This is a genomic window from bacterium, assembly GCA_019695305.1.
Lineage (GTDB): Bacteria > UBA10199 > UBA10199 > UBA10199 > JAIBAG01 > JAIBAG01.
In genome coordinates this window covers 1-25,929 of sequence record JAIBAG010000002.1, presented here as the reverse complement: position 1 = coordinate 25,929, position 25,929 = coordinate 1, and the positions used below count along the sequence as shown (strand labels likewise).

Sequence of the window (25,929 nt, the reverse complement as noted above, 5' to 3'; positions counted from 1 at the left end):
TATGGGGATTGTATAAATGAGTAGTAAAAATAAGTGCTTACCATAACCAGAAAAACTTTCAACGAATAAAAAGAGAGTAAAGTTTTAGGAAATAAAACTAAAAGTAACTTTTCCTTTTTCAATATCCTTCCGGGTTTTGGCCAGGCTTTTGAGGGTTCCCAGGTCATTCCAGTAGCCTTTATATAAAAAAGCGCCCAGTTTTTGGCCTTGTTTAAGCCTGGGGATATACACATTGCGGATAATACACGAAGGTTTTTTGGGATTAACCCCTTTTAAAGTTTCCGGATTAATAATGTGAATGCCGGTAAAAAAAGTGTGAAGGGTTTTGTAATTTGAGGCCGGACGTTCTAGTACAGAAATAATTTCTTTTTTTGAATTTACATACAGCGTACCCAGCTTTTTAGAGAGAGGGCTTTCAATTAAACACAGTGTTGCCATCGTCTTTTTCTTCTGATGGGCTTTCCACATTTTTTTAAGCGGGACATCATGAATAATGTCGCCGTTTAAAACAAAAAAAGGTTTTTTGTTTTTAAACAAAAGACTCGCTTTTTTAATGCCACCGCCGGTGCCTAATATTTTTGGCTCGTACGAATATCTGATTTTTAGCCCCAGCTTTTTGCCATCACCCAAATAATCTTCAATTTGTTTTCCTAAATAATGCAGGTTAATGACAATATCTTTAATGCCGTTTTTTTTCAGCAATAGGAGATTGTAAACAATGAGTGGAACACCATTAACCGGGATAAGTGGTTTAGGAGTTGTGTTGGTAAGCGGTTTTAAACGGGTGCCAAAACCGGCAGCCAGAACGATAGCTTGCATTAGGCGAACTCCGGTAAATATTTTTGAAGGATAACGGCTATTTCTTTATAATCGGGCACGCGTTCCAACGCGGCTTTTACATAAGCTAGCGAACTTGGTACATGCACTAAAAAGTTTGGGTTTTTGCGTACGGTTTTAATAAATTGAAACCGGCCGGCATCTTTTAGTTTGCGCTGGATAGTGAGGAGATCAAAATCACGTTCCAGTTTTTGCTGTTGGTTGTAATAAGGGTGAATGGGTTTTAAGTTTTTTAAATAACTTTGCTGGATGGCGCGGATTTGATCTAAATTAAGAGCAATATATGAGTCGCGCAAGAGGGCTACTAAATCGTAAACCACGGGGCCTATTAAAGCATCCTGAAAATCTATCAATCTAAAATTATATTCGTGCACCATAATGTTGCGGCTTTGAAAATCGCGGTGCGTAAAACCGTAGGGTAATTTGGTAATTTCGCCTACCAATTTTTTGCCCAAATCAATCAGTTTGTATTTGTCACCAGTAGCAATTGGTTTTCCCAGGCGATCGTCCAGCCCATATTCCAAAAAGTGGTTAAACTCCCAAAATAACAGGTCTTCATCAAATTTACGGCTATAGGCAATGCAGGCGTCATTTGGGCTGGCTAAGGTTTTATGCTGCATGTCGGCCAAAACTTCGGCGCATTTGCTGTAAAAAAATAACAGCATCTCGTTATTGGAATTTTTAATCGCCATTTCAAGAGTGCGGTCGCCCAAGTCTTCTAAAATAAGAATGCCATCATTTGCCGAATAGGCATAAATTTCGGGCACGGGGATTTCCAAATTTTTTAAATATTTTTGAATATTAATAAAGGGGTATTCGTCGATTTGTTTGGTGGTTTTAGTGATTTCCTCAGCAGGGCTTGAGAAGCCCTGTGGCAATTTCATGATGATGAGCGTTGTGCCGTTATCAAAAGTAAGCCGATAGTAAAGACGCAGGCTTGCTTCGCCAGCTAATTGTGTGAGACGAAAAGGGCCGTCGGGGATTTTATTTTGTGATTTGAGAAGTTGGTGAATGATGTTTTCCATTTTGGTCACATTGTATGTGAGAACGCTTTTTTTACAATCATTTTATCGATTCCCAAAGTTTCAATATCAGCTTCGGTGAGTTTAGCATTACTTTGTCCATCCGGTGACAGGATTAAGAGTTTATCCCGATGGATATAAATCTGTTTTTCGTCTTTTTTAAACGTGATGACAATATCATCCATGCCTTTCCAGCTAAACGAATCATTCCAGTGTTTTTCAAATTCATCCCAGACGGTGGGGGTATCACTAAAAGCATAGCGAAATTTGGTTTTAAGTTTGTCTACCGTATGTACTTTAAAAATGTTTTCGCTCCAGGCTATTTCGAGCGTGTTAAAACCTTGATTGTGACGCGTTATTTCTAGCTTCGACAAAGGAAGAGGGTGGTTGAGCAAAAAACCGGGGTCCACAAGATAAGCCTGTTTGTCTAAAAGAACGATGAGTGCGCAATGCGTGTTGTTGCCGTAGGTGCGGTGGCCCATGACCGGGTAAGAGATAAATCCGCTTGTATGGAGGATATGATACAAAAAATAAGTAAGAGCAAAGCAGGTGCCGCCTGTTCCTTTTGATAAAAAATCATCCCACACTTGTGGTGGAAAACGGAGCGGGCGTGTGGTGAGGGTGTTGTGCTCTTTGTGGGCGATGATTTTAGTAAGATTCTCGTAGGGTAAATGGCTATAGGCCTTGGTGATTTGCTCCAATAAAACTTGGTCCGGTTTGCGAGCGGCGATTTTAAAATGATTTAAAAAAGTATCGGCCGTGGGTTTAAAGGAGAGGCTATCCAGCATGATTTTCTTGACCTAGCATGGAGACAGGAATAATACCATCCTATGATTAAAGAAAAAGAAAAGGCTCCAGCGTTTACACTTAAAAATCAAAATGGAGTAGAGGTGTCGCTGAAAGATTTTAAAGGGAAAACCGTTGTGCTCTACTTCTATCCTAAAGATTCAACGCCCGGTTGTACCACCGAGGCCTGTGACTTTAACGATAACCTGGCCCGCATTAAAAAGAAAAATACCGTGGTGTTGGGTGTGAGCTTTGATTCTGAAAAGTCCCATCAAAAGTTTATTGATAAGCACTCCCTTGGTTTTGATCTCTTGGTCGACGATTCTAAAGAAGTGGCCAAAGCTTACGGTGTTTATCAGAAGAAAAAATTTATGGGCCGCGAGTTTATGGGTATTGTGCGCTCTACCTTTATTATTGATGGTAAAGGGATAGTTCAAAAAGTTTTTTCGCCGGTTTCAGTGAAGGGCCATGTCAATGAAGTGATGAGTGTTTTGTAAGAATAGAGTGTTCAGCCAGAGGCTGATCCGCCTTTGGCGGAAAAAGGGCATGTGGATGAAGTGCTTGAGCTGATTTAGATCATATTGATTGACATTGAAAAAAAGCGTGGCACACTCGGTTCAAATTTTTTAAGGAGGATTTTTATGCAACTTGCTATTGCTTCTCAGGAAGGTATATTTTTTGTTTTACGTTGGATACACTTCTTTGCCGGCGTAACCTGGATTGGTCTTTTATATTATTTCAATTTTATTCAAGGTGAATTTTTTAAAGAAATTGAGCCTGCTGTTAAAGGGGTGGCTGTTCAAAAACTGGTTCCCCGGGCTTTATTGTGGTTCCGTTGGGCCGCAATGTGGACATTTATTTCGGGCTGGTCGTTACTGATTGGTACTGTGCATACGGGTGTTCCTCTTGCTTCCTCATGGGGAATTTGGATTTTAACCGGTGCCACTTTGGGAACTTTTATGTGGGCTAACGTTTGGTTTGTGATTTGGCCTAACCAAAAGAAAGTAATTGCCGGAGCTCCTGATGCCGCCGCTGCTGGTGCTAAAGCCTTACTGGCTTCGCGCACTAACGTATTATTTTCAATCCCCATGCTTTTTTTAATGGGTGCTGCTCGTCATTTAACTTTGGCTCGTGATTTTGCCGCTGTGAACTTTACAATTGTTATTGGTGTTATCGGTGCTGTTATCTTGTTGCTTGAAGTGAATGCCCTTAAAGGTAAGCTTGGACCTTTAACCACAGTAAAGGGTGTTGTTCACTGTGGTGTGGCTTTAGCGGCTGTGTTGTATCTTTTAATTGAGATCACCACACGGACGATGTAAATTTTATTGGTAGGGGCGCATCCGCCAAAGGCGGACGCCCCTACGAATCAATGCGGTTTTTTATTCTCTCATTTTGTCTTTTTCTTCTTTCTTGTTCTTCCAATAATTCTCAAATTAGTTCCGATGTTAGCCCGCTGTATACAAAGGGGAAATCGGTTTACATGGCCAATTGTGCGGTTTGCCATAATCCTAATCCCAAATTAGATGGCTCGTTGGGCCCGGCTGTTTTTGGTTCTTCTAAAGAATTAGTAACAGCTAGGGTCATGCATGCGCAGTATCCAGAAGGGTATAAACCTAAAAGAGAGAGTAAGCTGATGCAGGCTTTGCCGCATGTTGAAAAAGATATTGAAGCTTTGGTGGAGTTTTTAAATAGGTGAAGAGTGCTTCTTTTTCCCCTCCTTTGTAAGGAGGGGATAGGGGAGGTAGTAGGGTGTGTTGAAGGAATGAAGAAGCTACCCCCTGTAGTCCCCCTTACAAAGGGGGACGAACAATACTGATGAAAAAAACTGAAACAAATATTCGAAAGGAAAAATATGAAGAGTCACGAAGTTGATTACCAAATTGTTGGCGATGACATGCAGCTTGTAGAAGTAGAGCTTGATCCTAATGAAACGGTGATAGCGGAAGCCGGGGCCATGAATTACATGGAGAGCGGAATTAATTTTGAAGCCAAAATGGGTGATGGGAGTGCCGCTAATGAAGGCTTTATGTCCAAGTTGTTAAATGTTGGTAAGCGCGTGCTGACAGGCGAATCTTTATTTCTTACTCACTTTACCAATAAAGGTGAAGGCAAAAAGAAGGTGGCTTTTGCGTCGCCGTTTCCGGGAAAAATTATTCCATTAAATTTAGGTCAAATTGGCGGCGAGATTATTTGCCAGAAGGATTCGTTTTTAGCGGCTGCTTTGGGAACTAATTTGAGCATTGCCTTTACCAAACGTTTGGGGGCCGGTTTTTTTGGTGGCGAAGGTTTTATTTTGCAGCGTTTAAAAGGTGACGGCATGGTGTTTGTGCATGCCTGCGGCACCATCATTAAAAAGGAATTAAAGGGTGAAACGCTGCGTCTTGATACCGGTTGTTTGGTAGCGATGACACCCGGAATTGATTACAATATTGAACGTGCGGGTAGTTTAAAATCGATGTTCTTTGGTGGCGAAGGTCTTTTTCTTACAACGCTCTCTGGCACCGGAACCGTATGGCTCCAGAGTTTGCCGTTCTCGCGTCTTGCCGATCGTATCTTGGCCAACGCACCGTCAGTTGGTGGTAAACAGCAGGGCGAAGGTGGTGCCTTGGGTGCTTTGGGGCGTTTGTTGGATGGGAATTAGATATCCATAAAAATAGCCATAAATATCCATATTTTTAGTGATATGGTATATTATATGGTATATTTTATGGACATATCATGAAATATAGCATATTATATGGTATATTTTATGAGGTATTTACTTCAATCTGCTCTTGTTCCCGAAGCCTTAAAGCTCATCCAGAAAATCATGGCTTTTCATGGCCGCTTTTTGGCCTTAGCTGATACTCAAAAAGAAATTTATGCTGATTTACAACACACGGTGATCATTACATCGGCCGGTGCTTCTACACGTATTGAAGGATCCAAGTTATCGGATGAAGAAATTATCAAACGACTTTCAGGATTAAAAATTACAAAAATTAGAGACCGAGATGAAGCGGAAGTTGCAGGTTATATTGACTGTAAAAAATATATTTTTGATAACTACCAGCATTTGGAAATTACCGAACATACCATTCGTTCGCTTCATCAAATGATGATGGTGTATTTGCCTCACGAAATATTACCTCCCAGTCAACGTGGAGCTTATAAAAATATTACCAATTCGGTTGTGCGGAAAGATTATTTAACAGGGGAGGAAGAGGTTGTTTTTGAAACCATGCCGCCTGGCCCGCAAACCGATGTAGCCATGCAGGAATTAATCGTCGATTATCAGCGCTTTATTGCCGACCCAAATTATTCCGATTTAGAAGTGATTGCGGCTTTTATTATTAAATATCTGGCGATTCATCCTTTTAGGGATGGTAATGGCAGAACTAGCCGTTTGTTAACTGATTTGTTATTACTGAAGAGGGGATATACTTTTTGTATGTACGCTTCGCATGAAAAAGTCATCGAAAACAATAAAGCCCAATATTATGTGGCTCTTCGGCAAACTCAAGGTACTCTTAAAACCACATCTGATATTAATCCTTGGTTGGTTTATTTTTTAAAGATACTCGAAGAACAAACACGCGTTTTGGATGTAAAGCTGGCTCCTAAACAGCGGGGTACATTTACTGTATTGGAACAAAGGGTTTTTGATGTGATTTGTCTTCACCAGCCTGCAACAATCGGATTTTTAGAAAGAGAAACAGGAATAAAGCGCGTAACGCTTAAGAGTATCCTGTCGCGTTTGCAAGAAAAGGGTGTGTTGGTGATGGAAGGTGAAAGAAAGGGAAGTGTTTATCGTCTTAAAAATTAACGTAATCCTTCCAACTCTTCCCAAACCTTCCCAATTAATTCTTCCAGCATCTTTTTAGAAAAATCAAACTTGAGCCCCGCTTCTTTAAAAAGCTCTGGTAAGGCTTTTGTGCCACCAAAGCTTAAGCCTTTTAAGTAAGCGTCAATCGCTTTTACTTTATCCTTTTTATAATTAAGCCACACCTGCAGTGCGCCAATTTGTGCCATGCCGTATTCTACATAATAAAAGGGGACATGAAAAAGATGCAGTACGCGGTGCCAGTAGGCATCACGGTTTTTTTCGTAACCGCTCCAATCTACATCTGTGCCCACAAAACGCAGCCAGATACTTTGCCATTCTTTTAAGCGTTCGGCTTCGGTGTGGCCGGGGTGCGTGTAAATCCAGTGCTGAAAATAATCGATCATAGCCATGCGTGGAAAGAAGCGTATGATGCCTTCGAGTAATTTCTTTTTGGCGCGTTTTACTTCATCGGCCGTGTAAAACACATCCAGATAATCAGCGCCCAAAAGCTCCATGCTCATGCTGGCTACCTCGCAAAATTCCATAGGTGCATGACGCAGAAAAATGGGAATCGAGAGAGGTGTTACCAAGGTGTGAAACGCATGCCCCGATTCGTGCAACAGTGTTTCTACATCACGTTGAACCCCGGCGGCATTCATAAAAATAAAAGGCTCGCCGCATTCGTCTAGAGAAACCTGATACCCACCCGGTTGTTTGGCCATGCGGCTATCTAAATCTAAATTATTTTGCTTTTCGAGGGTGGTGTAGAGGGCCGAGAGAGGAGGGGCTATTTTTTTAAACACTTCACCTGTTTTTTTAATAAAGAGGGGGATGTTTTTAGGATCAAACGGTTTTAGCGGTGTAGACGCATCCGGGTCCACGGCCATATCCCAGGGTTTTAATTTATCGACACCAAGTTTCTTTTTATGTTCTTCGTTTAGTTTTTTAATGTAGGGTGTACACACGGCTTCAATGCTTTCAGCAAATTCCAGGCAATTTTCGGGTGTGTAATCAAAGCGTTCCATTTCTTGCCATACGTAATCGCGATAGTTGGAACATTTTGAGTTTTTGGCCATTTGTTCTCTGAGATTTACCAGCTTGTCAAAAACGGCTTCGGTTTCTTGTGTTTTTTCCAGGCGAATTTTTTCGGCTAGTTCCCATACTTCTTTACGAACTGCGCGATTGTTGTCTTCCATAAAGGGTTGCAGTTGTTGCAAGGTATAAGTTTTGCCCTTGTAGGTGGCTGTAAAGGCTCCGCATATTTTATCGTACTCGTTAATAAGATTGGTTTCATCTACCTCAAGCGGTAGGTTTTTTTCGCTGTAGAGTTTAATAGAAACTTCCCATTTCTTTTTAATGAGCGTTAAGTTGGAAGTGGGGTTTTGGAGTCGGTTTAAGGCTTCCACAAACTTTTTTTCCATCTCATTAAAGAGTGGCTTAGTATTTTGCTCTACATGCTCTACAAAATGCATGTAGGCGTCTTCCACAACTTTATCTTCCGTATTGCAGCTTTTTTTAACGTACAGGCGGTTAGAGTATTCCGACAAAATGGCGTTTAATTCAGAGCATTGATCAATCCAGCTATCTACCTGGGCCAAGCTTTCAAGTGGAGTTTTCACTAATTCTTCTAAATAGGGTTTTATCTTGTTAAAATCATCCGGAATCAGGTTTGGGGGGTAGTATTTACGGGCTGTTTTCATACCCCTATTTTGCACAAATTATTTTGTGAATACAATCATTTATGTTATTGTGACCGCTCATGGCAGAAGATGAAAAAAATCCGGGAGGGGAAACCGGGGAGCATACTGATGGCCATATCGAACTAGATATGGATTCCACCCGTATGGATATCAAAATGCCTCCGGTTTCAACTGATTCTACCCGCACCTCTATTCGCGTAGATATTGGCCGTGAAAATACAATTGATCAGCCTATAAAACCTCAAAAAAATTTAATGGCCGATTTAAAACAGGCCTTTTCTGTGTTGTGGTCAAAAGCATCCAGTCGTCTTCCGGCTAAAAAAACAAGCTCGTTTAAAACCAATACTTCTCGGTCAAAAATTACGCCTTTAACCTTGGTTTGGATGCCTCACCCCGATTTCCCTTTATTTCATAAAATCACTTTTTATTTGTCGCGTCTTGTTATTTTAATGGTGGGCTCTTTGCTATTTTATTTTCAGACTGCCTCTACCATCCATTATTTTTCAAATCCCCTTTATTACAAATGGGTTTTTTTGCTGGTTCTTGTTCTTACACTGGGTTTGGCAATAACCCTTTTGCTGGCTAAAAAAAGCCCGGCCTGGTTTGTGTGTTTGCCTTTTGTGGGTTTGGGGCTTCATATTTTTATTCACCTTTATTTTTTTCGTATTTTTGAAACCGGTTTATTTGAATTTAAAGGCCAAAATTTTCCTCAACTTTTATCTTTGTTTTGGGCTGCTGTTGGCCTGTTTGAATTAGCTTTAATTATTTTTGTATATCCTAAAAGCCGTGTGGGTAAAACAATACTGGCTCTTTTTGCAGCTCTTGTTTTTTCGGAAGTTTTTTATTTAGCGTTTCACCAGGTGCCTATAGAAACGGCCTGGCAGGGTTTAGGTTTTTTTGCAAATTTTCCGTATCTTTTTATCCGACCCATTTTTCTGATGTTGCATGTTATTTTCCCGCTTTTCTTTTTTGTATCGCTTGCATCGCTTACCATGAATCGCCGTGATAAACGCTTGGCGGCCTGGATTTCTGCTAATTTGCTGGTTGTGGTGATAATGGGAGTTTTGGGTCTAATTACTTTATCTAAAAGCCGTGTGCCTGGCTTGCTAAGCCTAGTACTTCAAAACCCGCCATTTGTTGGTATTAGCGAAGTAGAAGACGAGGGAGTAAAATTGGCAATTGCCACCTCTAATTACGATTCCATGAAAAACAAGGATGATGTTGATCGTCTTAAAATAAAAATGACGCCTTTTGATCCGACAAAATATAAGTTTCCTAAACCGGTAACAGAGGCTTTTTTTGTAAGTGCCGAAGACCAGTTGGGGACGCCCGTTTATTTTTTAGAGCGCTCCGATTTTATTTTAAAGGTTGGTGGTGAAAAAATAACTCAATGGTATTTTAGTGATGCTCCAAGCCCTCTTAATGCCGAGGGTGAGAAAGAATGGGGTTATGTAGCCGGTTTTAACAAGCCTGCTCTTATGCCCCGCATTAAGGTTACAAGCGTCAATGATAAAAACGAAATTGATGTAACCAAACCCATTAGCTTTGAAAAAATAACAGGGAGTGTTCCTCTTAAAAGTTACGAAATAAAAATAGACGAAACGGGTGTAGACAGTAAAGATTGGAACGGTGATGCTCCGGCCAATGTGGCGTGGCCAATAGTTACTCCTGGTGATCACACGCTTGTTATTAGGGCTCTTTCCGATTCGGGAGCCGAAAGCGTGTTGAGTTATGATTTTCATGTAGAGGCTACCCAGCCCTTGGTAGTAAAAGCCCCCTTTGTAAACGATTTTTTTGGTTCCACTCTTGATGTTGCTTTAGATGTTATTGATCCTGCCTTGTTTGATAAAATAGAGCTTCAGCTTGATGATAAGCCGTTTTACGAAATTAAAAATGCTCCTTATATTGCGTCTATCAGCACTGTACAAATTCCTGATGGTGCTCATACGCTTAAGGTTATAGCGCATCTTCTTACCCCGGGTGGCAGCCTGCACCCCAACGATTTACAAAAAATTATTCCGCTTACCAAAGGCAATGTTCCTCAAATTAAATTTATAAGTCCTAGTTTGGGCGAATATGTGGGTAATACTTTTAAAGCGAAAGTGGATACTGTGGATGCGGTAGACACAATAGAATTGTTGATTAACGGTGTATCGGCTCAAAAAATATCGCAGGCACCTTATGAGTTTAACGTGACTCTTCCTGAAATAGATAACACGCAACAGGTGACGCGTCATTTATTAACAGCAGTGCTTAAGACAAAAGATGGTCGTCAGGTTTCGGAATGGTTAAGTGTAGAGGCGGGCTTAGGGCAAATAGAGGCTAAGGGCCAAGTGGGTGGTTTAAATAAAGTAGTTTTTGTGATTGATGCCAGTGTGAGTAACTGGGATGTATGGGATGGTAAGCAAAAGTGGGATCACACGCGTCAAATTTTTAGGAGCCCCAGTCTTCAGGCTAAACTTAAAGATGCGCAAGTGGGTGTTGTGATGTTTGGCGGGCAATCATCTTTTTCGCAAAATAACTGTAAAGATGCCGATTGGGTTATTCCTTTTGATGACTTTAAGAAAACCACTTTTTATACATTTGCCAATAAACTAAAGCCAAAAGGTGTATCGGCCTTGTATGCCGGCCTTGCTAAGGCTGTTGCCGAAAAACCACAAAAAATTATTGTGATTACTGATGGTGGAGATTCGTGTGCCGTAAAGCCACCGGCAACTCTTACCAGTGCTCTTGCTAAAAATAAAACTGCCCTTGATATTGTGCTTTTGGGCGATGCCGGCGATGCGCTTACCAAATTGCTGGGCGATTTTGTGCATGAAACGGGAGGCGAGCTTGTTGTTCCTGAAAAAATAGAAGGCTTAAACGAAAAAGTAACGGCTTTGTTATCGGCCAATTACGAGGTGTATCAGGGAGAAAATTTAGTGTTAAGAAGTCCTATTAACGGAACCCCTCAAAACATCAAGCAGGGTGATTATACTCTACGTTTATCGGCAGGCTTATCGTTAGACCCCATGGCGGTATCGGTTAAAAATGGCTTGAAGACCAAAATTAACCTCCGAAAAGAAGGCGAGGCTATCAAAGCCGAAACCAAAACAGAAACAATTCAAGCCCCAGCTCCTGTTTTTGATAATCCTCAGGCTGGAACTCTCGGCCACTAGAAAAGAAAAATTTAAAGTAAGCCAAGCTGTTTTTGCCGCCATGCTTTCGGTAAAGTCCGCCACAATTCGTGTTTGGGAACAAGGCCTTAAAAGACCGTCGGACGCCGCTAGCAGGCTTATTCAAATCATCACAGTTGTGCCGAATGAATTTGAAAAGTTGAGCCTGCAAGCGGGGTAAAATTTACGTCGCTTTGGAATAGCTTCTATTATTGTTGACCTTGTCTTGTTCAATCAAAAGCGCTTTTAATGCTTCAAATCTCTGATTGCTTAAAGGGGGTAGATTCTTAATGTCTGTGGAAGTTCCATAAGTGGTACCGGCATTAGATGCACGCACCGATGTATGTACGGAGCCTGCTGAGAAATGCAACGCGATATTATTCCACCAGCCATTGGCGTTCGTATATGTGGGCCCATCCACCTGAATATCACCCGTCCTGGTTATATAAATATCGGAACACTCAGGTAAGTGAAGGGGGTTTAATGGGTCAGAGGCGTCTAATATTTCATTAGCCTTTTCAGTTATTTGGCAAGCATCTTGCGCTGGCTGTCTGGCTGGCTCGTTTGTTACGTGTCTTGGCATAGTATCTCCTAAACTTGTGGTTTTTCTTTGTGAATCCATTCACAAAAAAAGTACCGTTTATTCTTAAATTAGGTTATCGTTCATCCTTCCACTAAAAATGCTATCAAAAATGGCTCAAATGCAGAAACTGCACTCAAGTTGTTATCGGTGTTTTTTTTTAGGGGGAACACTTATATAAGAGGATTCAGGGTTTTAATCTCTTGAAATCTGGAAAAGTCCCGATCACAACTCCACAGGATATTAACTCCATGAGCTTTGCATACAGCGGCGATGCGGGCATCGTGAATACGGGGGCCGGTGACGTGAGAGGCTTTTAGAGTATCACGCAAGACGGGCCATTGATCGGTTTGGGATTCGCTAATGAGCTCAAGGGTGGGGCATTCAAGCCAGGCTTCAACTTGATTGATGGCTTCATTCAAGGAAGAGGGTGGGGAATAAATCCGCGGATGAGTAGTAATTGATAAAAACTCATACAAGCACGCCCAGGGGATGACCCAACGCTCGCCGCTTGAGGCGAGCTCTTGTAATTTCTCACTCGCTTTAGAATAAAAAGGAGAATCCTTCCGGTGGCAATAAACTAAGATGTTGGTATCGACTGCAATCAACCGCCCCGTCCTTCATAGGCGAGGCTTTTAATGGTATCCCAATCTCCCTCTTTTATCCCTGCCGCTAGCCCTTTCCCCCTTACGGACGCATTTCTAAACTTGAAGGTATGGGGAGCTTTCTTTTTATTGGTTCCTAAAAAGATTCTTAAGGATTCTTCAACAACACTTCGTAAAGTAAGGCCTTTTTCGGCCATGTAACGCTTGGTTTGTTTAAGAAGAGGGTCAGATATCTCAATAGTCGTTTTCATACATAAATATGTATCATAGAACCCATATTTATGTAAATAGTGATTTTGAGGTGAAGATTAGTCAGGCCGCCTTGGAATAAGCTAGTTTCAGCGGTTTTCCCAGACTTTTTCCTTTTTTAATGACGAGATGAATACGCGTTAAATGATCCGGGTTTAAACGTTTGGGGATATATAGCGCTTCGTTATAAGGGACAAAAACCCAGAGGTGAATGAGGCTAGCTTCGATGGCTTCCAAGGTGTGTTCTAGCTCCAATAATTCTTCTAACGTATGGCTCTTATTTTCGAACTCGTGGAGCACATGCTCTAAATAATTGGATAAATAGGTAAGAAGCCGGCTTCTGTAAGCCGAGGCTTTTACATGCTTTAAATGGCGGGTAGCCATCTGTTTTAACGAAGCGTGGTTAAGCCGAAGCTGCATATTCTTTAACTTTAAAGGAATGGAAATAAATTACAAGACTTGATAAACATTTTTAGATATGCATAGTGACGCAAGGCATTAAAGTCTTGGTGCCATTATAACTATCAGTTTCAAATACTTATGACAGAAGAAAACGAGTACATCCAAAACCGCCTGGCCAAAGCAGCCAAGCTTCGTGAAAAAGGCCTTAATCCTTATCCCTCCGGCATTAAACCTACTGCTCTTGCCGCCGATTTAAAAAAGAGATTTGATTCTTTTGATTTGGCAGCCCTTGAAACGGTAGCCGAAGAGTTTTCTATTGCTGGTCGTATTGTAGCTCGTCGCTCTTTTGGAAAAGCTGGCTTTTTAAAGCTGCGTGATCGCTCCGGCGATCTTCAGGTATTTTGCCAAAAAGATGGATTTACTCCGGCCGAATTTGAACTTTATCAAGATGTCGATATCGGCGATTTTGTGCTTGTGACAGGCAAAATGTTTCGTACCAAAACAAACGAACTCACGCTTAAAGCGCACAATTTTAGTTTGGTGACTAAAAGCATCCAAACACTCCCCGAAAAATGGCATGGTTTAACCGATGTAGAAACGCGCTATCGCCAACGCTATGTGGATCTCATCGCCAACCCCGAAGTGCGTGATGTTTTTATCAAGCGCTCCACCATTGTGCGTGAAATCCGCCGCTTTTTAGAAGACCGCAATTTTTTAGAAGTGGAAACACCCATGATGCATCCTATTCCGGGTGGGGCTACCGCGCGCCCATTTATCACGCATCATAATACGCTGGATGTTGATTTGTATCTCCGTATTGCACCTGAGCTATATCTTAAACGCTTGGTGGTGGGTGGTATTGAACGCGTGTTTGAAATTAACCGCAATTTCCGTAACGAAGGTATTTCTATTCAGCATAATCCCGAATTTACCATGCTGGAGTTTTACATGAGCTATGCCACGTATGATGATTTGATGAAGCTCACTGAAGAAATGCTCTCCGAATTAGCGGTGAAAGTCACCGGCAGCGATACCGTTAATTATCAAGACACACCCATTAGTTTTAAAGCGCCGTTCCGTCGTCTCTCCATCCACGATTCATTGGTAGAAGAAGCGAGTTTAGATGGTTCCAAATTAAACGACCGTGATTATCTCATTAGTGTTTTGGAAAAACATAAAATCAAACACGATGCCAAAAAAATGGGGGCAGGAGCTATGCAAACTCTTTTGTTTGAAGAGTTGGTAGAAAAGAAGCTCATTCAACCCACCTTTATTACAGGTTTCCCTACCGAGGTTAGCCCCTTGGCGCGTCGCAACGATCAAAACCCGGATGTTACCGATCGTTTTGAGCTTTATATTTACGGCCGCGAAATTGCCAATGCCTTTACCGAATTAAATGATCCCATAGATCAGAAAGAACGTTTTTTAAAACAGGTAGAAAGTCGCGAGGGTGGTAACGACGAAGCTATGTTTTTTGATGCCGACTATATTTGTGCGTTGGAATATGGGATGCCACCCACGGCTGGCCAGGGAATTGGTATTGATCGTTTAGTAATGCTTTTAACCAATTCGGCATCTATACGTGATGTGATTTTGTTCCCGCAGCTTAGATCGGGTGGATAGTGGATAGTGAATAGTGGATGGAAAAATTTTCTGTAACCATCCACCATCCACCATTCACCATTCACTTCTTTTTTTGTCCCTCGAATCCTTTATAGCTCGCCGCTTTTTTAACTCCCAAAAAAAATCGGGTTTGGTGTTGGTATTGGCGCTTGTAGCCTTAATAGGGAGTACCTTATCGGTTTTTTCTGTTTTATCAATCCATGCTGTGATGAACGGTTTTTCTCATCATCTGCGCGAGGCTATCATTGGTTTTAAAGCGCCTCTTACCATTAAAAATATTGTCGACCAAACCGAAATGGAAGAGGTTAAGAAAATAGTGATGTCTCAAGGAGTGTCTATTTTGCGTACAACAGAGGTATTGGAGTTTGATGGTATTTTAGAAACTGGTGATGGCGATACGGCTGGTGTGCGTTTTAGAGGCGGGTTGCCTGAGGCTAATAACAAATTAACCGTCGATTTTTTTGAACCCTATACACAGGCCGATATAGAAAAAGATCAGGAAAACTGGATTTTACTGGGAGAAGATTTGTTTTCACGCGTTAACCTATTGCCTGATGCCGGAAATGGTGTAAAAATTACATTCCCCTTTGCCGAAATAGGCCCCACGGGCGAGATGGAGCCTAAGCAAAAAATTATGACCGTGTTTGGTACGTTTAAATCGGGATATTACGATTTTGATACGCAATATGGCATCATGTCGGTTAACAATCTCAAGGTTTTTACGCAAAACTCGCAAGCTTTGCGCACCTTAGCCGTGTATATAAATCCCGAGCAGGCCGATGGTCTAAAATTAAAACTAGAAGCTTTGTTGCCAAATCAAAAAATTTCTACCTGGACTGAAGATAATCAAAAATTATTTCAGGCATTAAAACTGGAAAAAATGGGCATGTTTCTCCTTTTGTTTTTGGTCATTATTGTAGCCAGTTTTAATATTTTGGGTCTTATTGGCCTATTTGCTGTGCGTAAATTATCCGATCTTTCTGTTTTGTTTGCTCTTGGGTTTACACGTAAGCGTATGGCACGTATTTTTTCAATCATAAGTATTGCCTTGGGTTTAACGGGAACGCTTTTAGGAATGGGATTGGCATTACTATTTTTAAATTATGTTCGTCATCATCCTGTGGTTTTACCTAGTGCCTATGCTGTAGAAACGTTACCGGTGCTGATTGATTACCGTCTTTTTATGGCCATGTTATTTGCGGGCCCGCTTATTACTTATGTGGCTGGCATGGTGCCGCTTGGTTTGGTACGGAGTTTTAGTCCGCTTGAAATTTTAAGAAAGTTTGAATCATGAAAAATGTTTTTGCCAAACGCGTTTTATTATCGGCCGGAGAGGGCAGTGTTTCGCGTACCATCAGCTGGGTGGCGTTATTGGGTATTGCCTTTGGCGTGGCCACAGCTCTTGTTACGCTTTCGGTAATTGGCGGGTTTCAAAAAATTTATGAGCAATCCATTTTGGGTTTTAATGCACATTTGGTTTTGCTGCACGATGGATCGGACGATGCGCGTACAGTTTTGCCTTTACTCGATCAGTTGAAGGTATCTAACGACGATATTGCGTATTGGAAACGGCATAAAGATTTTTGGAGTATTATGGATATGCTGGGAATAGATACCAATGAACGGATGCGCAAACTGGCTGGTGCGGGTGTTACGGGCATTACACCTTTTATTTTTAGGGAAGGTCTGGGAGTTTTTAACGATGGTTTGGGTACGGTTATTTTAAAAGCGGTTGACCCGAGGGCTATTCATGACCTTTACCCATTGCGTTATCATTATTTTGGGAATTCAACTTTGGATTTACCACCGCAAAAAGGGTTTATCCCGGTACTTTTGGGAAAAAAAATGTTAGAGCGACTTTCTCCCGATTTTGGTCAAGCAAACACTTCTTTTAAAATGATTATTCCCAATGCTGCGGTTCAAAACCCATCGCTTAAACAATTATCGCAAACGGTTACGGTAGTGGGCACATTTGAATCGGGGCTTTATGAATTTGACTCTCAATTTGTGTTAACCGGTATTGATGACCTGCAGGTTTTGTTTAACGAAAAAATTCCCTATAGCGGTTTTGAGCTTATATTAGATGATCCTTCCAAAGCGCCCATGATGGCTCGTACCCTGCAAGATATGCTGCCATATTCGTTTCAGGCTATTGCGTGGGATGAATTAAACGAGGCTTTGTTTAAGGCCATGCAGCTTGAAAAACGTTTGTTTTTTGTGATGATGGGAATTATTTTACTGATTGCCTCTTTTAACATTATTGGAGTGTTGGTGATTTTGTCTATTAAAGTGTTTCCGCAGTTATCGTTATTAAGGGCGTTGGGAGCGTGTAAAAAAGATGTTGGCCGTATTTTAGCACGCGTAGGTTTGTTTATAGGCTTGGGTGGTTTTGTGGTGGGGGCATTTATAGCGCTCATTCTTTTAGAAGGCTTAAAATATTTTCACTTTATTAAACTGGATCCTAAAATTTATTTTGTAGAAACTTTACCGGTAACGTATTCGCCGGTTTTATGGGCTGCAGTTTTTGCATTGTGTATGGTGATTGTGTTGGGTGTTTCCACTCTGGTTGCCACCATTTTAAATAAAAAGGGATCGCTTGTGGAAGGGATGCGTTTTGTATGAGTCTTTTTAAAGTTAATAATCTTACCAAACGATACACTACCGATAATATTCCCTTTGAAGCTTTGCGTGATGTGAGTGTGACGCTTGAAGCTGAAAAAACCTATGCCATTTTAGGACCGTCGGGAGCAGGTAAGTCAACTTTGTTGCATATTTTGGGAACGCTCGACACCCCAACTAGCGGTGAAGTTTACTTTGAAAACATGCAGTTAAGTGCTTTATCTGAAGAAGAACTTTCTGTCTTTCGTAACAAAACAATTGGCTTTGTTTTTCAGTTTCATCATCTGTTGCCCGATTTTTCGGTTTTGGAAAATGTAGCTCTCCCGCTTTTAATAGGGGGTGTAAAAAAGACGCAGGCTCAAGACCGTGCCAAAAACTTTCTTGAAAAAGTAGGCCTTTCGGGTAAATACGCCAGACGTCCTTCCGAATTATCTGGTGGAGAAAAACAACGTGTGGCCATTGCCCGGGCTTTAGTTAATTCTCCTCGTGTGGTTTTGGCCGATGAACCTACCGGAAACCTGGATAGTGATATGGGACAAAAAGTTTTTGATTTACTTTTGGGCCTTAATGAGGAATTAAAGACTACTCTTGTAGTGGTAACGCATAACGAGGAACTGGCCTTAAGGTTAGATACTAAAATCCGGATTGTGGATGGGAAAATTGCGCAAATATATCAATAAGGTAAGTTTTTTTATTCTCTTCTTTTTTTCTTTTGGTGTGCTTGCCGCCGAAAAAATCGTGAACATCGATTTTAAGGGGCTGGCCAACACCGAAGAAAGCTATGTAAGAAGCCGCATCACGTCTACCGAGGGATCTTTTTATTCCCCCCGCACTGTTCAGGAAGATATTAAAGCTTTGTATAAAACTGGAATGTTTAGCGATGTATCGGCCGAACGTGAAAGTATTGCTGGTGGGGTGCGTTTAGTTTTTAATTTGCTGGAAACCGGCAGTATTGCGGCAGTTAAATTTTTAGGGAATAATAAAATAAAAGATAAAGCCCTAAAAAATGCTATTTCTATTCGTTCCGATTCTCCTATTGATGAAGCCCGCATTGCCGAATCGGAAGATGCTATTCGTAAATTATATGAAGATAAAGGGTTAACCTTAGCCGAAATTAGCCACCGCTTTGAACCTTTTGACACCGAAAAAAACGAACAGGTTTTAATTTTTGATATTAGCGAAAACAATAAAGTAAAAGTGCGTCGCATTTCGTTTGTTGGCAATAAGGTGTTTTCCGACAAAAAACTTGCCAAACAAATGTTAACAAAAGTGAAGGGGACTTTTTCGTTTTTATCGGGCTCTGGCAAGTTAAAGGATGAAAAAATTGAACACGATATTGAGCTGCTGCAAAATTTTTATTTGAATAACGGGTATATCAAGGCCAAGGTTGGAGACCCTCAAATTACTTTTACACGTGATAAAAAAGCTATCTACATTAACTTTCCTGTTCATGAAGGTGAACAATATAAGGTGGGCAATGTAGAAGTGGCTGGTGATATTATTACCACGCCTGAAGAATTAAAATCTAAGGTTACGGTTAAAAAAGGCGAAGTTTACAATAGCTCAAAAGCCCAAACCGATAGCCAGACCCTTTCCAATTTTTATGGCGATCAGGCCTATGCCTTTGCCAATATTTATCCTGCCTTAAATCCTGATGATTCCACTTTAACGGCCGACGTTATGTACAATATTCAAAAGGGCCCTAAAGTATATGTGGAGCGTATCGATATTAAAGGGAACACAATCACGCGTGATAAAGTTATTCGTCGTGAACTTTTGGTAAAAGAAAACGCTCCGCTTATTCGTAAAGATTTGGAAATGTCGCAGCGTCGTTTGTATCAGTTGGGGTATTTTGAAGATATTAAAGTTGATGTCCCGCGTGGTAGTCGTGACGATACAGTTATTTTGGAACTTACACTAAAAGAAAAACCTACCGGTTCTTTCAATATTGGAGCAGGATTCTCGTCCCTTGAAAGTTTTGTGTTTACCGGTTCTGTTCAAAAAGACAATTTTTTTGGTTACGGTATTAAAGGATCGGTTGCGGCTAACATTTCCAAGTTACGCCAAGAGTTTACGCTTTCTATGTCGGATCGTTACTTTTTAGATACACGTTGGTTGTTTTCGGCATCCCTCTATCGTTTCTCATCGGCTTTAAATCAAGATTTTGACCAACGGGCTACAGGCGGTTCTGTTACTTTTGGTCGCGAGCTTTTCCCATTTTTAGATGTGAATGTGGGTTACGAAATTGAAGATGTCTCTATCACTAATTTTTCGGCCGAGGTGCCCAAGTTTTTTCAGCGTAATGCTTCGGGATTAACATCAAGTTTGTTAGCCAGCATTGCCTACGACACGCGTGATAACAGGTTGATGACTTCAAAAGGTATGTATCATGCCGTAAGCGGCCAATATGCGGCTGATACTATTGGCAGTGAAAACGAATTTTATAAAGTGTCGGCTGAATCCCGTTTCTTTTTTAAATTGCCTCTTAAGGCTGTATTTAAAACAAGAGGGCAGTTTTCGTATATTAATTCTATCAACGATTCACCCGTGCCTCTTTTTGAACGTTTTTTTATGGGTGGTATTAATTCGCTACGCGGATACGATTTGTCGTCTGTAGGTCCAGAGTTACGGGTGCCTTCATCGGCAACAGGCAGTGATGGACGCTTTGTGTATGGTGGTAACCGTATGCTTCTTTTCAACAGCGAACTGGAACTTCCCATTTATGATCCTGCCGGTGTGCGTACTGTAATCTTTTTTGATTCTGGGCAGGCCTATGCCGAAAATGAGTCTATCGATCTCATGCGCTTGCGTAGTAACTATGGTGTGGGGTTACGCTGGAATTCGCCCTTTGGGCCTCTTCGTTTTGAATGGGGATTTCCCATCAATAAGCGAAAAGGGGATGCCTTTACCGTTTTCAATTTTTCCATTGGCCAAGCTTTTTAAAGTATAGCGACTAGAAATTATTATTATAAATTAATGAGCATTGTGTATTCGTTGCTGTATGAGTATTTTAGCTTGAACAAAGTTGGTAATTATTTTAAAAGTTCATCATATTTTTATAACTCTTTCTAAGGAGACGTCTCATGGGTTTGAATAAGATAATTTTGGCAGGGTTTGTAGCTTTTTCACTTTTTTCCTTTACAGCCCATGCTGAGGGGAAAGTGGCTGTAGTTAAATTGCAGGCGGCCTTAAACATGGTTAACGAAGGCAAGCGAGCCATGGCTTCTATTAAGTCGGAAATTGACGCCAAACAAAAAGAGTTAGACGGTCTTAAAACCACCATTAAAACTATGAGAGATGCTCTTGAAAAGGAACAGATGGTTCTTTCTAAAGATGCTCTTGAATCCAAAACTCAGGAAATTCAAACCAAGATGATGGAGTTGCAGCAAAAAGCCATGGATTACGATACAGCTTTAAAGAAAAAAGAATCCGATAATGTGGCTGCTATTTTGGGTAAACTTAAGTTAGCCGTTGCCGATCTTGCCAAAAAAGGCGGATACGATATGGTTTATGAAAATTCTGCCGATGTGATTTTGTATACCACCAACGCTGTGGATATTACCCAGGAATTGGTGGATGCTTACAATAAATCTAATAAGTAACCTTTTTCATGACAGATATTGAGCCTTCCATTTTGGAACTCATTTGTTGCCCCCAGTGTCGGGGTGATCTTCACTATACTAAAGAAAATGTTTTTGTATGTGTTAAATGCCTCGTGTGTTACCCATACGATGGTAAAACGCTGCGTTTAACACAAGCGCAAGCGCTTCCGCTCGATAAATCGGGAAAAATTTTAGAAAAAAGAAGTCTGGGTGTTCTTCAGGTGCAGCCTTCCTCGGGTGGTCCTTTTCAAGCGCGGCTTACTTTAGGTTCGTGCATGGTGGTTGGGCGTAAACTTGATGACCCGCATGAAACTTTGGTGTTTGATGCACACTTCAATATGGTGTTAGATGACAACACCAAAAAAATAGTTTCTAACTACATGGCTAAAGCAACAAAGGCCAAACCCGAAAAAAAAGCTTTTGATTCGCCTGGAAAGTTGGGGGCGTACGAACGACTCTCCGATTTGGTACTTACCGATCCCCTCGTATCGCGCCTTCATGCTATGCTTTTTTATGACGAGAAAGGGGTGGGGGTTTTAGATTTAGTAAGCCAAAACGGGACGTTTATTAATAATCAGGAAGTGGAAATGGGTTTAATGAAAGTAGGGGATGTGATGACGGTGGGTAAAACAACTATCACGCTGGCCTTTACGGCATAAGGAACACTATGTATTCAATGACAGGCATTGGCCGTGCAAGTGGTAAAATGGGAGGCGCCACGCTCCATATTGAAGTAAAATCGGTTAATCATAAATTTTGCGAAGTTTATACGCGTTTACCCTCTCGTTTGCAGATGTTTGATTTTGATATTAGCCAACTGGTTAAGGAAAAACTGACTCGTGGTAAAATTGATGTGTGGATGGGAGAGGAAAAAAGCGGATTTGATCAAAATGTAAGTTTAGAATCTCTTAAAAAATATCATGCGTTTTTAAAAAAACTAAAAAAGGAACTTAGCTTAAAGGGTGATATTGAAATTGGTCATGTGTTAAGTGGTGCTTCGTCGCTCAGTCCCCGTGAGCCTGCTTCTAAAGATGATTGGAAAGTTTTAGGCAAGTTACTGGAAAAGGCCATTAACGATTTGATGAGCATGCGTAAAAAAGAGGGGCTTAATCTTAAAAAGTTTTTGTTAAGCCGTCTTAAAAGTTTGGAAGGGTTTCATCGTCAAATTGCCGATCGCAGAGATGAAGTATTTGTGGTGCAACGCGATAAATTAAAAAAGAAAATTGAGCGTATTTTGGAAGGCGTTACCATGGATGAAGCAAAACTTGCCAACGAAGCCGCCTATTATGCCGAAAAAAGTGATATTTCTGAAGAGTTGGAACGCTTGGCCAGCCATTTTACGCATATGCGCGATATATTGGATTCTGCAAAGCCCTGTGGCCGTCCACTTGATTTTCTCATTCAGGAAATGAATCGTGAGTTTAACACTATTGCGTCTAAATCGCAGGATGCAAGTATTGCCCATGTGGTTGTTTTGGCCAAAAGTGAGCTGGAAAAAATCCGCGAACAGGTGCAAAATATAGAATAATGTCTTCTACCCACAAAAAAGCTCCTCTTATTGTGGTGTCCGGTGCTTCCGGCTCGGGTAAAACTACGCTCTGCCGCATGATTGCCGACAAATTGGGTTATTATTACGGGGTTTCTCATACCACACGCCCTATGCGTGTGGGCGAGGTTCATGGCCGTGATTACTATTTTTTATCCCAAGATGATTTTAAAGCCATGGTGGAAAAGGGCGACTTTTTAGAGTGGGCCCTGGTGTATGGCAATATGTATGGTACTTCACGTGTGATTGTGGACGAACATCGCAAGAAGGGCATGGGGGTTATTTTAGATGTAGATACGGTAGGGGCTCGTAACATTAAAAAAGCCTCGCCGGATGCGGTTCTCATTTTTATTAGTGTGCCCAGTTTAGATGTTTTAAAAAGTCGATTAGAATCTCGAGGTACCGAATCGCCCGAAATGCTGGCTAAACGGATGGGGCAGGCTTTAAACGAAGAAAACTGCAAAACCAGCTACGATTTTGTGATTGTTAACGACAACCTAGAATCTTCCTATAAGGCACTTGAAAAATTAGTGAAAAACGCCGAAAACTAAAGTCTATGCCCCAAACGGCCACACTTCCTATTAAGCTAGACGATATTGTAAGCAAGGTGCGCCAATATAACGATCGCGCCAATATCGATATCATCAACAAGGCTTATGTATTTACCGCCAAAGCGCACGAAGGCCAAATGCGTAAATCGGGCCATCCCTATGTGATACATCCGCTTGAAGTAGCCAATATTTTGGCCGACATGAAGCTGGATGTGTCCTCTGTAGCGGCCGGTATATTGCACGATACACTAGAAGACACCGAAGCTTCTAAAGAACAAATAGAATCCATCTTTGGCCGTGATATTGCCGAGCTGGTAGATGGCGTAACCAAACTTTCCAAACTTAATTTTAATACCAAAGAAGACCGTCAGGCCGAAAACTTTCGCAAGATGATTATTGCGATGTCTAAAGATATCCGTGTGATTCTTATTAAACTCGCCGATCGCCTTAACAATTTGCGTACCTTGCAGTTTATGCCCGAAGAAAAGCAGATGCGGATTGCCAAAGAAACACTCGATATTTATGCGCCCATTGCCAGTAGATTGGGTATTGATTGGTTAAAAGTAGAATTAGAAGATTTAAGTTTTCGTTTTTACCAGCCCGATTCTTATAAGCAAATTGAAAAAAAGATGGCGCGGCTTAAAAGTAACCGCGAAGAGTACATTGCGCGCGTTGTGAAAGAAATTCGCGATAAATTTGAGGGCGATATTTCTGGTATTGAAATTGTAGGCCGCATGAAAAATATTTACAGCATTTACTGTAAAATGGAGCGGCAAAAAATTACGTTTGAGCAAATTCACGATTTGTTGGCGTTTCGCATTATTACGCGCAGTTTGGAAGAGTGTTATGAAGTATTGGGGCAGTTGCACAGCCTGTGGAAGCCGGTTCCCGGGCGTTTTAAAGATTATATTGCCATGCCTAAAAGTAATAATTACCAGTCGCTTCATACCACGGTTATTTGTTTGGATGGCGAGCGGGTAGAGTTTCAGATCCGTACGCAAACCATGCACGAAATTGCCAACAAGGGCATTGCGGCGCATTGGAAATATAAAGATGACGGCAAGCTTGATACCGATTCGGAAGCCACCTTTCAGTGGCTGCGTCAGCTGATGGAGTGGCAGAAGGAGCTCAAAGATTCGATTGAGTTTTTAGATACGGTAAAGCTCGATTTATATACTTCCGATATTTACGTGTTTACCCCACGTGGCGATGTGCGCTCGCTACCGCATAGTTCTACCCCTATCGATTTTGCCTACAGTATCCATACCGACATTGGTAATCATTGTACCGGTGCTAAAGTAAACGGGCGCATGGTGCCACTTTCGCACAAATTGGAGAGTGGGGATGAGGTAGAAATTATTACTAATCCCAAAAAAGGTCCCACCAAAGATTGGCTTAAGTTGGTGGCTAGTTCATCGGCCAAAGCGCATATCCGCCAGCATTTAAAACAAGAACAACGTAAAAAGAGTTTGGAGATTGGTAAAAATATTTTTGAAGACGAATGTGAGAAAATGGGAATTAAGCCTGATGATGTTTTTAAAGCCCATCATTATGGTGATTACACTCAAAAGAAGGGAATTAATAACGAGCTTTCATTATATTCTGCGGTGGCCTACGGAAAAATTGCGGTGTCGTCTATGTTGGAAGAGCTTTTTCCCAATAAAAAGCCAGAAGGTGAAAAGCCGCCGGAGGAAAAAGAAGGTATTATCCAGCGTATTTTTGACAAAGTATCGCAGCGCAATAAAAATGTGGTGCTTATAGACGGGATGGACAATATCCTGGTTACTTTTGCCAAATGCTGTTACCCGCTGCCTGGCGATCCTATTGTAGGGATTATTTCGCGTGGAAGAGGGCTTAAAATTCACCGTACCGATTGTTCACGCATTTTAACCTACGACACCGAACGTCGAATTCAAGCCGATTGGAACAAGGGCTCGGCGTTTACGCGTTCGGCTAAAGTAAGAATTGTGAGTGAAAATAAAACGGGGATGTTGGCGCTGGTGGCTCAAAACATTGCCGAGCGTAAGTTAGATATTACCAAAGCCGTGGTCCGCACCACGCGCGATTTAAAAGCCATCATCATGGTAGAAATTGTAGTTCCCAATGTGCTGGAACTATCTAAAGTAGTTAAATCGCTCCAACGGATAGAAGGTGTTATCTCGGTGGAGCGGGTTTATACGAAGATATAATCCTCTATTCTGTAGTGTATACCACTGGGATAAAGCCTTCTTCAATAATTGATACATCGTCCACGCCTAAATTATCGCAATCACCAACCATGCGGGTGGATGCATTAATAATTTCTTCTGAGTTGCGATTTAAGGCAACGAAATTCAGAGATAGTGAATCGTCACTTATTGTGCCTTCGGTACCATCATAAGAATGTTCTACGGTTTCTGTAGGATTATTTACTAAGCAAAAGTTATCTGCAACTGAAGCATCAAATTCAAAAGCTGTATCTGTTAAGTCGATATTAGACTCTGCAGGAGTAACTTCCTCGATATAATAATCGGCTTGCATTTCGGCCCATCCCAAGGGGACGAATTCCAAATCGCCTGGATAAGTTGGTACAAATTCTTCGGCACTGTTTGTTGTTTCTGCAAAAGTATCGTCTAAAAGATTAAGTTCCAAGTTAATAGGATCGATACGGATACGGCTATAACTGGTTTCAACTATTTGTCCTATGTTATTGGTAATTTGTGAGTAATTGTTATCTGGATTGGTACGTTCAAGGTGGAAGTGCACCACTACGTAATTTTTTGAGTATTTCCGCAGGAGTATAAAAGTCTAAACATTTTCTCGGTCTATGGTTGAGACGATGTTCGACGAGAAGAATATCCTTTTCTG

25 protein-coding genes are annotated in these 25,929 nt (G+C 41.3%); 16 read left to right on the top strand and 9 right to left on the bottom strand.

Annotation, left to right across the window (positions count from 1 at the left end):
- Positions 1 to 84 precede the first annotated feature (84 nt).
- Genes K1X76_01610 through K1X76_01600 form a run of 3 tightly spaced genes read right to left on the bottom strand, consistent with a single transcriptional unit; the run spans position 85 to position 2,647 of the window.
- Entirely contained in the window at positions 85 to 819 is a 735-nt protein-coding gene (locus K1X76_01610; protein ID MBX7147756.1) for a nucleotidyltransferase family protein, read from the bottom strand.
- Positions 819 to 1,871: a phosphotransferase gene (locus K1X76_01605; protein ID MBX7147755.1), complete on the bottom strand. Its 1,053-nt coding sequence runs from the start codon at positions 1,869 to 1,871 to the stop codon at positions 819 to 821. Before K1X76_01605 ends, K1X76_01610 begins: the two co-directional genes overlap by 1 nt.
- Positions 1,868 to 2,647: an arylamine N-acetyltransferase gene (locus K1X76_01600; protein MBX7147754.1), complete on the bottom strand. Its 780-nt coding sequence runs from the start codon at positions 2,645 to 2,647 to the stop codon at positions 1,868 to 1,870. The genes K1X76_01605 and K1X76_01600 overlap by 4 nt, the downstream gene beginning before the upstream one ends.
- A gap of 42 nt (positions 2,648 to 2,689) precedes the next feature.
- On the opposite strand from K1X76_01600, the gene bcp reads away from it, so the two are divergent.
- The 5 genes from bcp to K1X76_01575 all read left to right on the top strand — a co-directional run bounded on the left by bcp (position 2,690) and on the right by K1X76_01575 (position 6,450).
- The gene (gene bcp, locus K1X76_01595; GenBank protein MBX7147753.1) at positions 2,690 to 3,142 is read left to right on the top strand and encodes a thioredoxin-dependent thiol peroxidase; all 453 of its coding nucleotides are present in this window, start codon (positions 2,690 to 2,692) and stop codon (positions 3,140 to 3,142) included.
- A 144-nt stretch (positions 3,143 to 3,286) separates the two neighbouring features.
- Positions 3,287 to 3,964 (top strand): urate hydroxylase PuuD, encoded by a 678-nt coding sequence (locus K1X76_01590; protein ID MBX7147752.1) that lies wholly within the window; start codon positions 3,287 to 3,289, stop codon positions 3,962 to 3,964.
- Between the two features lie 50 nt (positions 3,965 to 4,014).
- Complete coding sequence (locus K1X76_01585; GenBank protein ID MBX7147751.1) at positions 4,015 to 4,341, top strand: cytochrome c; 327 nt, start codon at positions 4,015 to 4,017, stop codon at positions 4,339 to 4,341.
- Positions 4,342 to 4,497: 156 nt separating this feature from the next.
- Positions 4,498 to 5,286, top strand: coding sequence for a TIGR00266 family protein (locus K1X76_01580; protein MBX7147750.1), 789 nt, complete (start codon positions 4,498 to 4,500; stop codon positions 5,284 to 5,286).
- A gap of 108 nt (positions 5,287 to 5,394) precedes the next feature.
- On the top strand, positions 5,395 to 6,450 hold the full coding sequence (locus K1X76_01575; protein MBX7147749.1) for a Fic family protein: 1,056 nt from the start codon (positions 5,395 to 5,397) through the stop codon (positions 6,448 to 6,450).
- Here the strand turns inward: K1X76_01575 and K1X76_01570 are convergent.
- A complete protein-coding gene (locus K1X76_01570; protein MBX7147748.1) occupies positions 6,447 to 8,150 on the bottom strand; it encodes a M3 family oligoendopeptidase in 1,704 nt (567 codons plus the stop codon). The two genes, K1X76_01575 and K1X76_01570, sit on opposite strands and share 4 nt — an antisense overlap.
- A 59-nt stretch (positions 8,151 to 8,209) precedes the next feature.
- Here K1X76_01570 and K1X76_01565 point away from each other — a divergent pair, with 59 nt between their 5' ends.
- Positions 8,210 to 11,308, top strand: coding sequence for a hypothetical protein (locus K1X76_01565; protein ID MBX7147747.1), 3,099 nt, complete (start codon positions 8,210 to 8,212; stop codon positions 11,306 to 11,308).
- A gap of 181 nt (positions 11,309 to 11,489) precedes the next feature.
- Here the strand turns inward: K1X76_01565 and K1X76_01560 are convergent, their stop codons facing one another.
- The 4 genes from K1X76_01560 to K1X76_01545 form a co-directional block, all read right to left on the bottom strand.
- Entirely contained in the window at positions 11,490 to 11,927 is a 438-nt protein-coding gene (locus K1X76_01560) for a hypothetical protein (protein MBX7147746.1), read from the bottom strand.
- Positions 11,928 to 12,058: 131 nt separating this feature from the next.
- Positions 12,059 to 12,493 carry a PIN domain-containing protein gene (locus tag K1X76_01555; GenBank protein ID MBX7147745.1) on the bottom strand — a complete coding sequence of 145 codons (435 nt, stop codon included), beginning with the start codon at positions 12,491 to 12,493 and terminating at the stop codon, positions 12,059 to 12,061.
- On the bottom strand, positions 12,490 to 12,741 hold the full coding sequence (locus tag K1X76_01550; protein ID MBX7147744.1) for a hypothetical protein: 252 nt from the start codon (positions 12,739 to 12,741) through the stop codon (positions 12,490 to 12,492). Before K1X76_01550 ends, K1X76_01555 begins: the two co-directional genes overlap by 4 nt.
- A 61-nt stretch (positions 12,742 to 12,802) precedes the next feature.
- Entirely contained in the window at positions 12,803 to 13,159 is a 357-nt protein-coding gene (locus K1X76_01545) for a hypothetical protein (GenBank protein ID MBX7147743.1), read from the bottom strand.
- 120 nt (positions 13,160 to 13,279) lie between these two features.
- On the opposite strand from K1X76_01545, the gene lysS reads away from it, so the two are divergent.
- The 10 genes from lysS to K1X76_01495 all read left to right on the top strand — a co-directional run bounded on the left by lysS (position 13,280) and on the right by K1X76_01495 (position 25,271).
- On the top strand, positions 13,280 to 14,764 hold the full coding sequence (lysS, locus tag K1X76_01540) for a lysine--tRNA ligase (protein MBX7147742.1): 1,485 nt from the start codon (positions 13,280 to 13,282) through the stop codon (positions 14,762 to 14,764).
- 13 nt (positions 14,765 to 14,777) lie between these two features.
- Positions 14,778 to 16,058: a hypothetical protein gene (locus K1X76_01535; protein ID MBX7147741.1), complete on the top strand. Its 1,281-nt coding sequence runs from the start codon at positions 14,778 to 14,780 to the stop codon at positions 16,056 to 16,058.
- Positions 16,055 to 17,386, top strand: coding sequence for an FtsX-like permease family protein (locus K1X76_01530; protein ID MBX7147740.1), 1,332 nt, complete (start codon positions 16,055 to 16,057; stop codon positions 17,384 to 17,386). The genes K1X76_01535 and K1X76_01530 overlap by 4 nt, the downstream gene beginning before the upstream one ends.
- A complete protein-coding gene (locus K1X76_01525; protein MBX7147739.1) occupies positions 17,383 to 18,063 on the top strand; it encodes an ABC transporter ATP-binding protein in 681 nt (226 codons plus the stop codon). The genes K1X76_01530 and K1X76_01525 overlap by 4 nt, the downstream gene beginning before the upstream one ends.
- Positions 18,035 to 20,326 (top strand): outer membrane protein assembly factor BamA, encoded by a 2,292-nt coding sequence (bamA, locus tag K1X76_01520; protein ID MBX7147738.1) that lies wholly within the window; start codon positions 18,035 to 18,037, stop codon positions 20,324 to 20,326. Before K1X76_01525 ends, bamA begins: the two co-directional genes overlap by 29 nt.
- Positions 20,327 to 20,472: 146 nt before the next feature.
- Positions 20,473 to 20,985: an OmpH family outer membrane protein gene (locus tag K1X76_01515; GenBank protein MBX7147737.1), complete on the top strand. Its 513-nt coding sequence runs from the start codon at positions 20,473 to 20,475 to the stop codon at positions 20,983 to 20,985.
- 8 nt (positions 20,986 to 20,993) lie between these two features.
- Positions 20,994 to 21,644 (top strand): FHA domain-containing protein, encoded by a 651-nt coding sequence (locus K1X76_01510; GenBank protein ID MBX7147736.1) that lies wholly within the window; start codon positions 20,994 to 20,996, stop codon positions 21,642 to 21,644.
- A gap of 17 nt (positions 21,645 to 21,661) precedes the next feature.
- Positions 21,662 to 22,513 carry a YicC family protein gene (locus tag K1X76_01505; protein ID MBX7147735.1) on the top strand — a complete coding sequence of 284 codons (852 nt, stop codon included), beginning with the start codon at positions 21,662 to 21,664 and terminating at the stop codon, positions 22,511 to 22,513.
- On the top strand, positions 22,513 to 23,082 hold the full coding sequence (gene gmk / locus K1X76_01500; protein MBX7147734.1) for a guanylate kinase: 570 nt from the start codon (positions 22,513 to 22,515) through the stop codon (positions 23,080 to 23,082). Before K1X76_01505 ends, gmk begins: the two co-directional genes overlap by 1 nt.
- Positions 23,083 to 23,087: 5 nt before the next feature.
- Positions 23,088 to 25,271, top strand: coding sequence for a bifunctional (p)ppGpp synthetase/guanosine-3',5'-bis(diphosphate) 3'-pyrophosphohydrolase (locus K1X76_01495; GenBank protein ID MBX7147733.1), 2,184 nt, complete (start codon positions 23,088 to 23,090; stop codon positions 25,269 to 25,271).
- A 4-nt stretch (positions 25,272 to 25,275) separates the two neighbouring features.
- On the opposite strand, the gene K1X76_01490 is transcribed toward K1X76_01495, so the two are convergent.
- Entirely contained in the window at positions 25,276 to 25,830 is a 555-nt protein-coding gene (locus tag K1X76_01490; GenBank protein ID MBX7147732.1) for a hypothetical protein, read from the bottom strand.
- Positions 25,831 to 25,929 lie beyond the last annotated feature (99 nt).

Coding starts and splice junctions, on each gene's coding strand:
- K1X76_01610 (MBX7147756.1), bottom strand. CDS start 819: ATGCAAGCTATCGTTCTGGCTGCCGGTTTTGGCACCCGTTTAAAACCG.
- K1X76_01600 (MBX7147754.1), bottom strand. CDS start 2,647: ATGCTGGATAGCCTCTCCTTTAAACCCACGGCCGATACTTTTTTAAAT.
- bcp (MBX7147753.1), top strand. CDS start 2,690: ATGATTAAAGAAAAAGAAAAGGCTCCAGCGTTTACACTTAAAAATCAA.
- K1X76_01590 (MBX7147752.1), top strand. CDS start 3,287: ATGCAACTTGCTATTGCTTCTCAGGAAGGTATATTTTTTGTTTTACGT.
- K1X76_01585 (MBX7147751.1), top strand. CDS start 4,015: ATGCGGTTTTTTATTCTCTCATTTTGTCTTTTTCTTCTTTCTTGTTCT.
- K1X76_01580 (MBX7147750.1), top strand. CDS start 4,498: ATGAAGAGTCACGAAGTTGATTACCAAATTGTTGGCGATGACATGCAG.
- K1X76_01575 (MBX7147749.1), top strand. CDS start 5,395: ATGAGGTATTTACTTCAATCTGCTCTTGTTCCCGAAGCCTTAAAGCTC.
- K1X76_01570 (MBX7147748.1), bottom strand. CDS start 8,150: ATGAAAACAGCCCGTAAATACTACCCCCCAAACCTGATTCCGGATGAT.
- K1X76_01565 (MBX7147747.1), top strand. CDS start 8,210: ATGGCAGAAGATGAAAAAAATCCGGGAGGGGAAACCGGGGAGCATACT.
- K1X76_01560 (MBX7147746.1), bottom strand. CDS start 11,927: ATGGATTCACAAAGAAAAACCACAAGTTTAGGAGATACTATGCCAAGA.
- K1X76_01550 (MBX7147744.1), bottom strand. CDS start 12,741: ATGAAAACGACTATTGAGATATCTGACCCTCTTCTTAAACAAACCAAG.
- K1X76_01545 (MBX7147743.1), bottom strand. CDS start 13,159: ATGCAGCTTCGGCTTAACCACGCTTCGTTAAAACAGATGGCTACCCGC.
- lysS (MBX7147742.1), top strand. CDS start 13,280: ATGACAGAAGAAAACGAGTACATCCAAAACCGCCTGGCCAAAGCAGCC.
- K1X76_01530 (MBX7147740.1), top strand. CDS start 16,055: ATGAAAAATGTTTTTGCCAAACGCGTTTTATTATCGGCCGGAGAGGGC.
- K1X76_01525 (MBX7147739.1), top strand. CDS start 17,383: ATGAGTCTTTTTAAAGTTAATAATCTTACCAAACGATACACTACCGAT.
- bamA (MBX7147738.1), top strand. CDS start 18,035: ATGGGAAAATTGCGCAAATATATCAATAAGGTAAGTTTTTTTATTCTC.
- K1X76_01510 (MBX7147736.1), top strand. CDS start 20,994: ATGACAGATATTGAGCCTTCCATTTTGGAACTCATTTGTTGCCCCCAG.
- K1X76_01505 (MBX7147735.1), top strand. CDS start 21,662: ATGACAGGCATTGGCCGTGCAAGTGGTAAAATGGGAGGCGCCACGCTC.
- gmk (MBX7147734.1), top strand. CDS start 22,513: ATGTCTTCTACCCACAAAAAAGCTCCTCTTATTGTGGTGTCCGGTGCT.
- K1X76_01495 (MBX7147733.1), top strand. CDS start 23,088: ATGCCCCAAACGGCCACACTTCCTATTAAGCTAGACGATATTGTAAGC.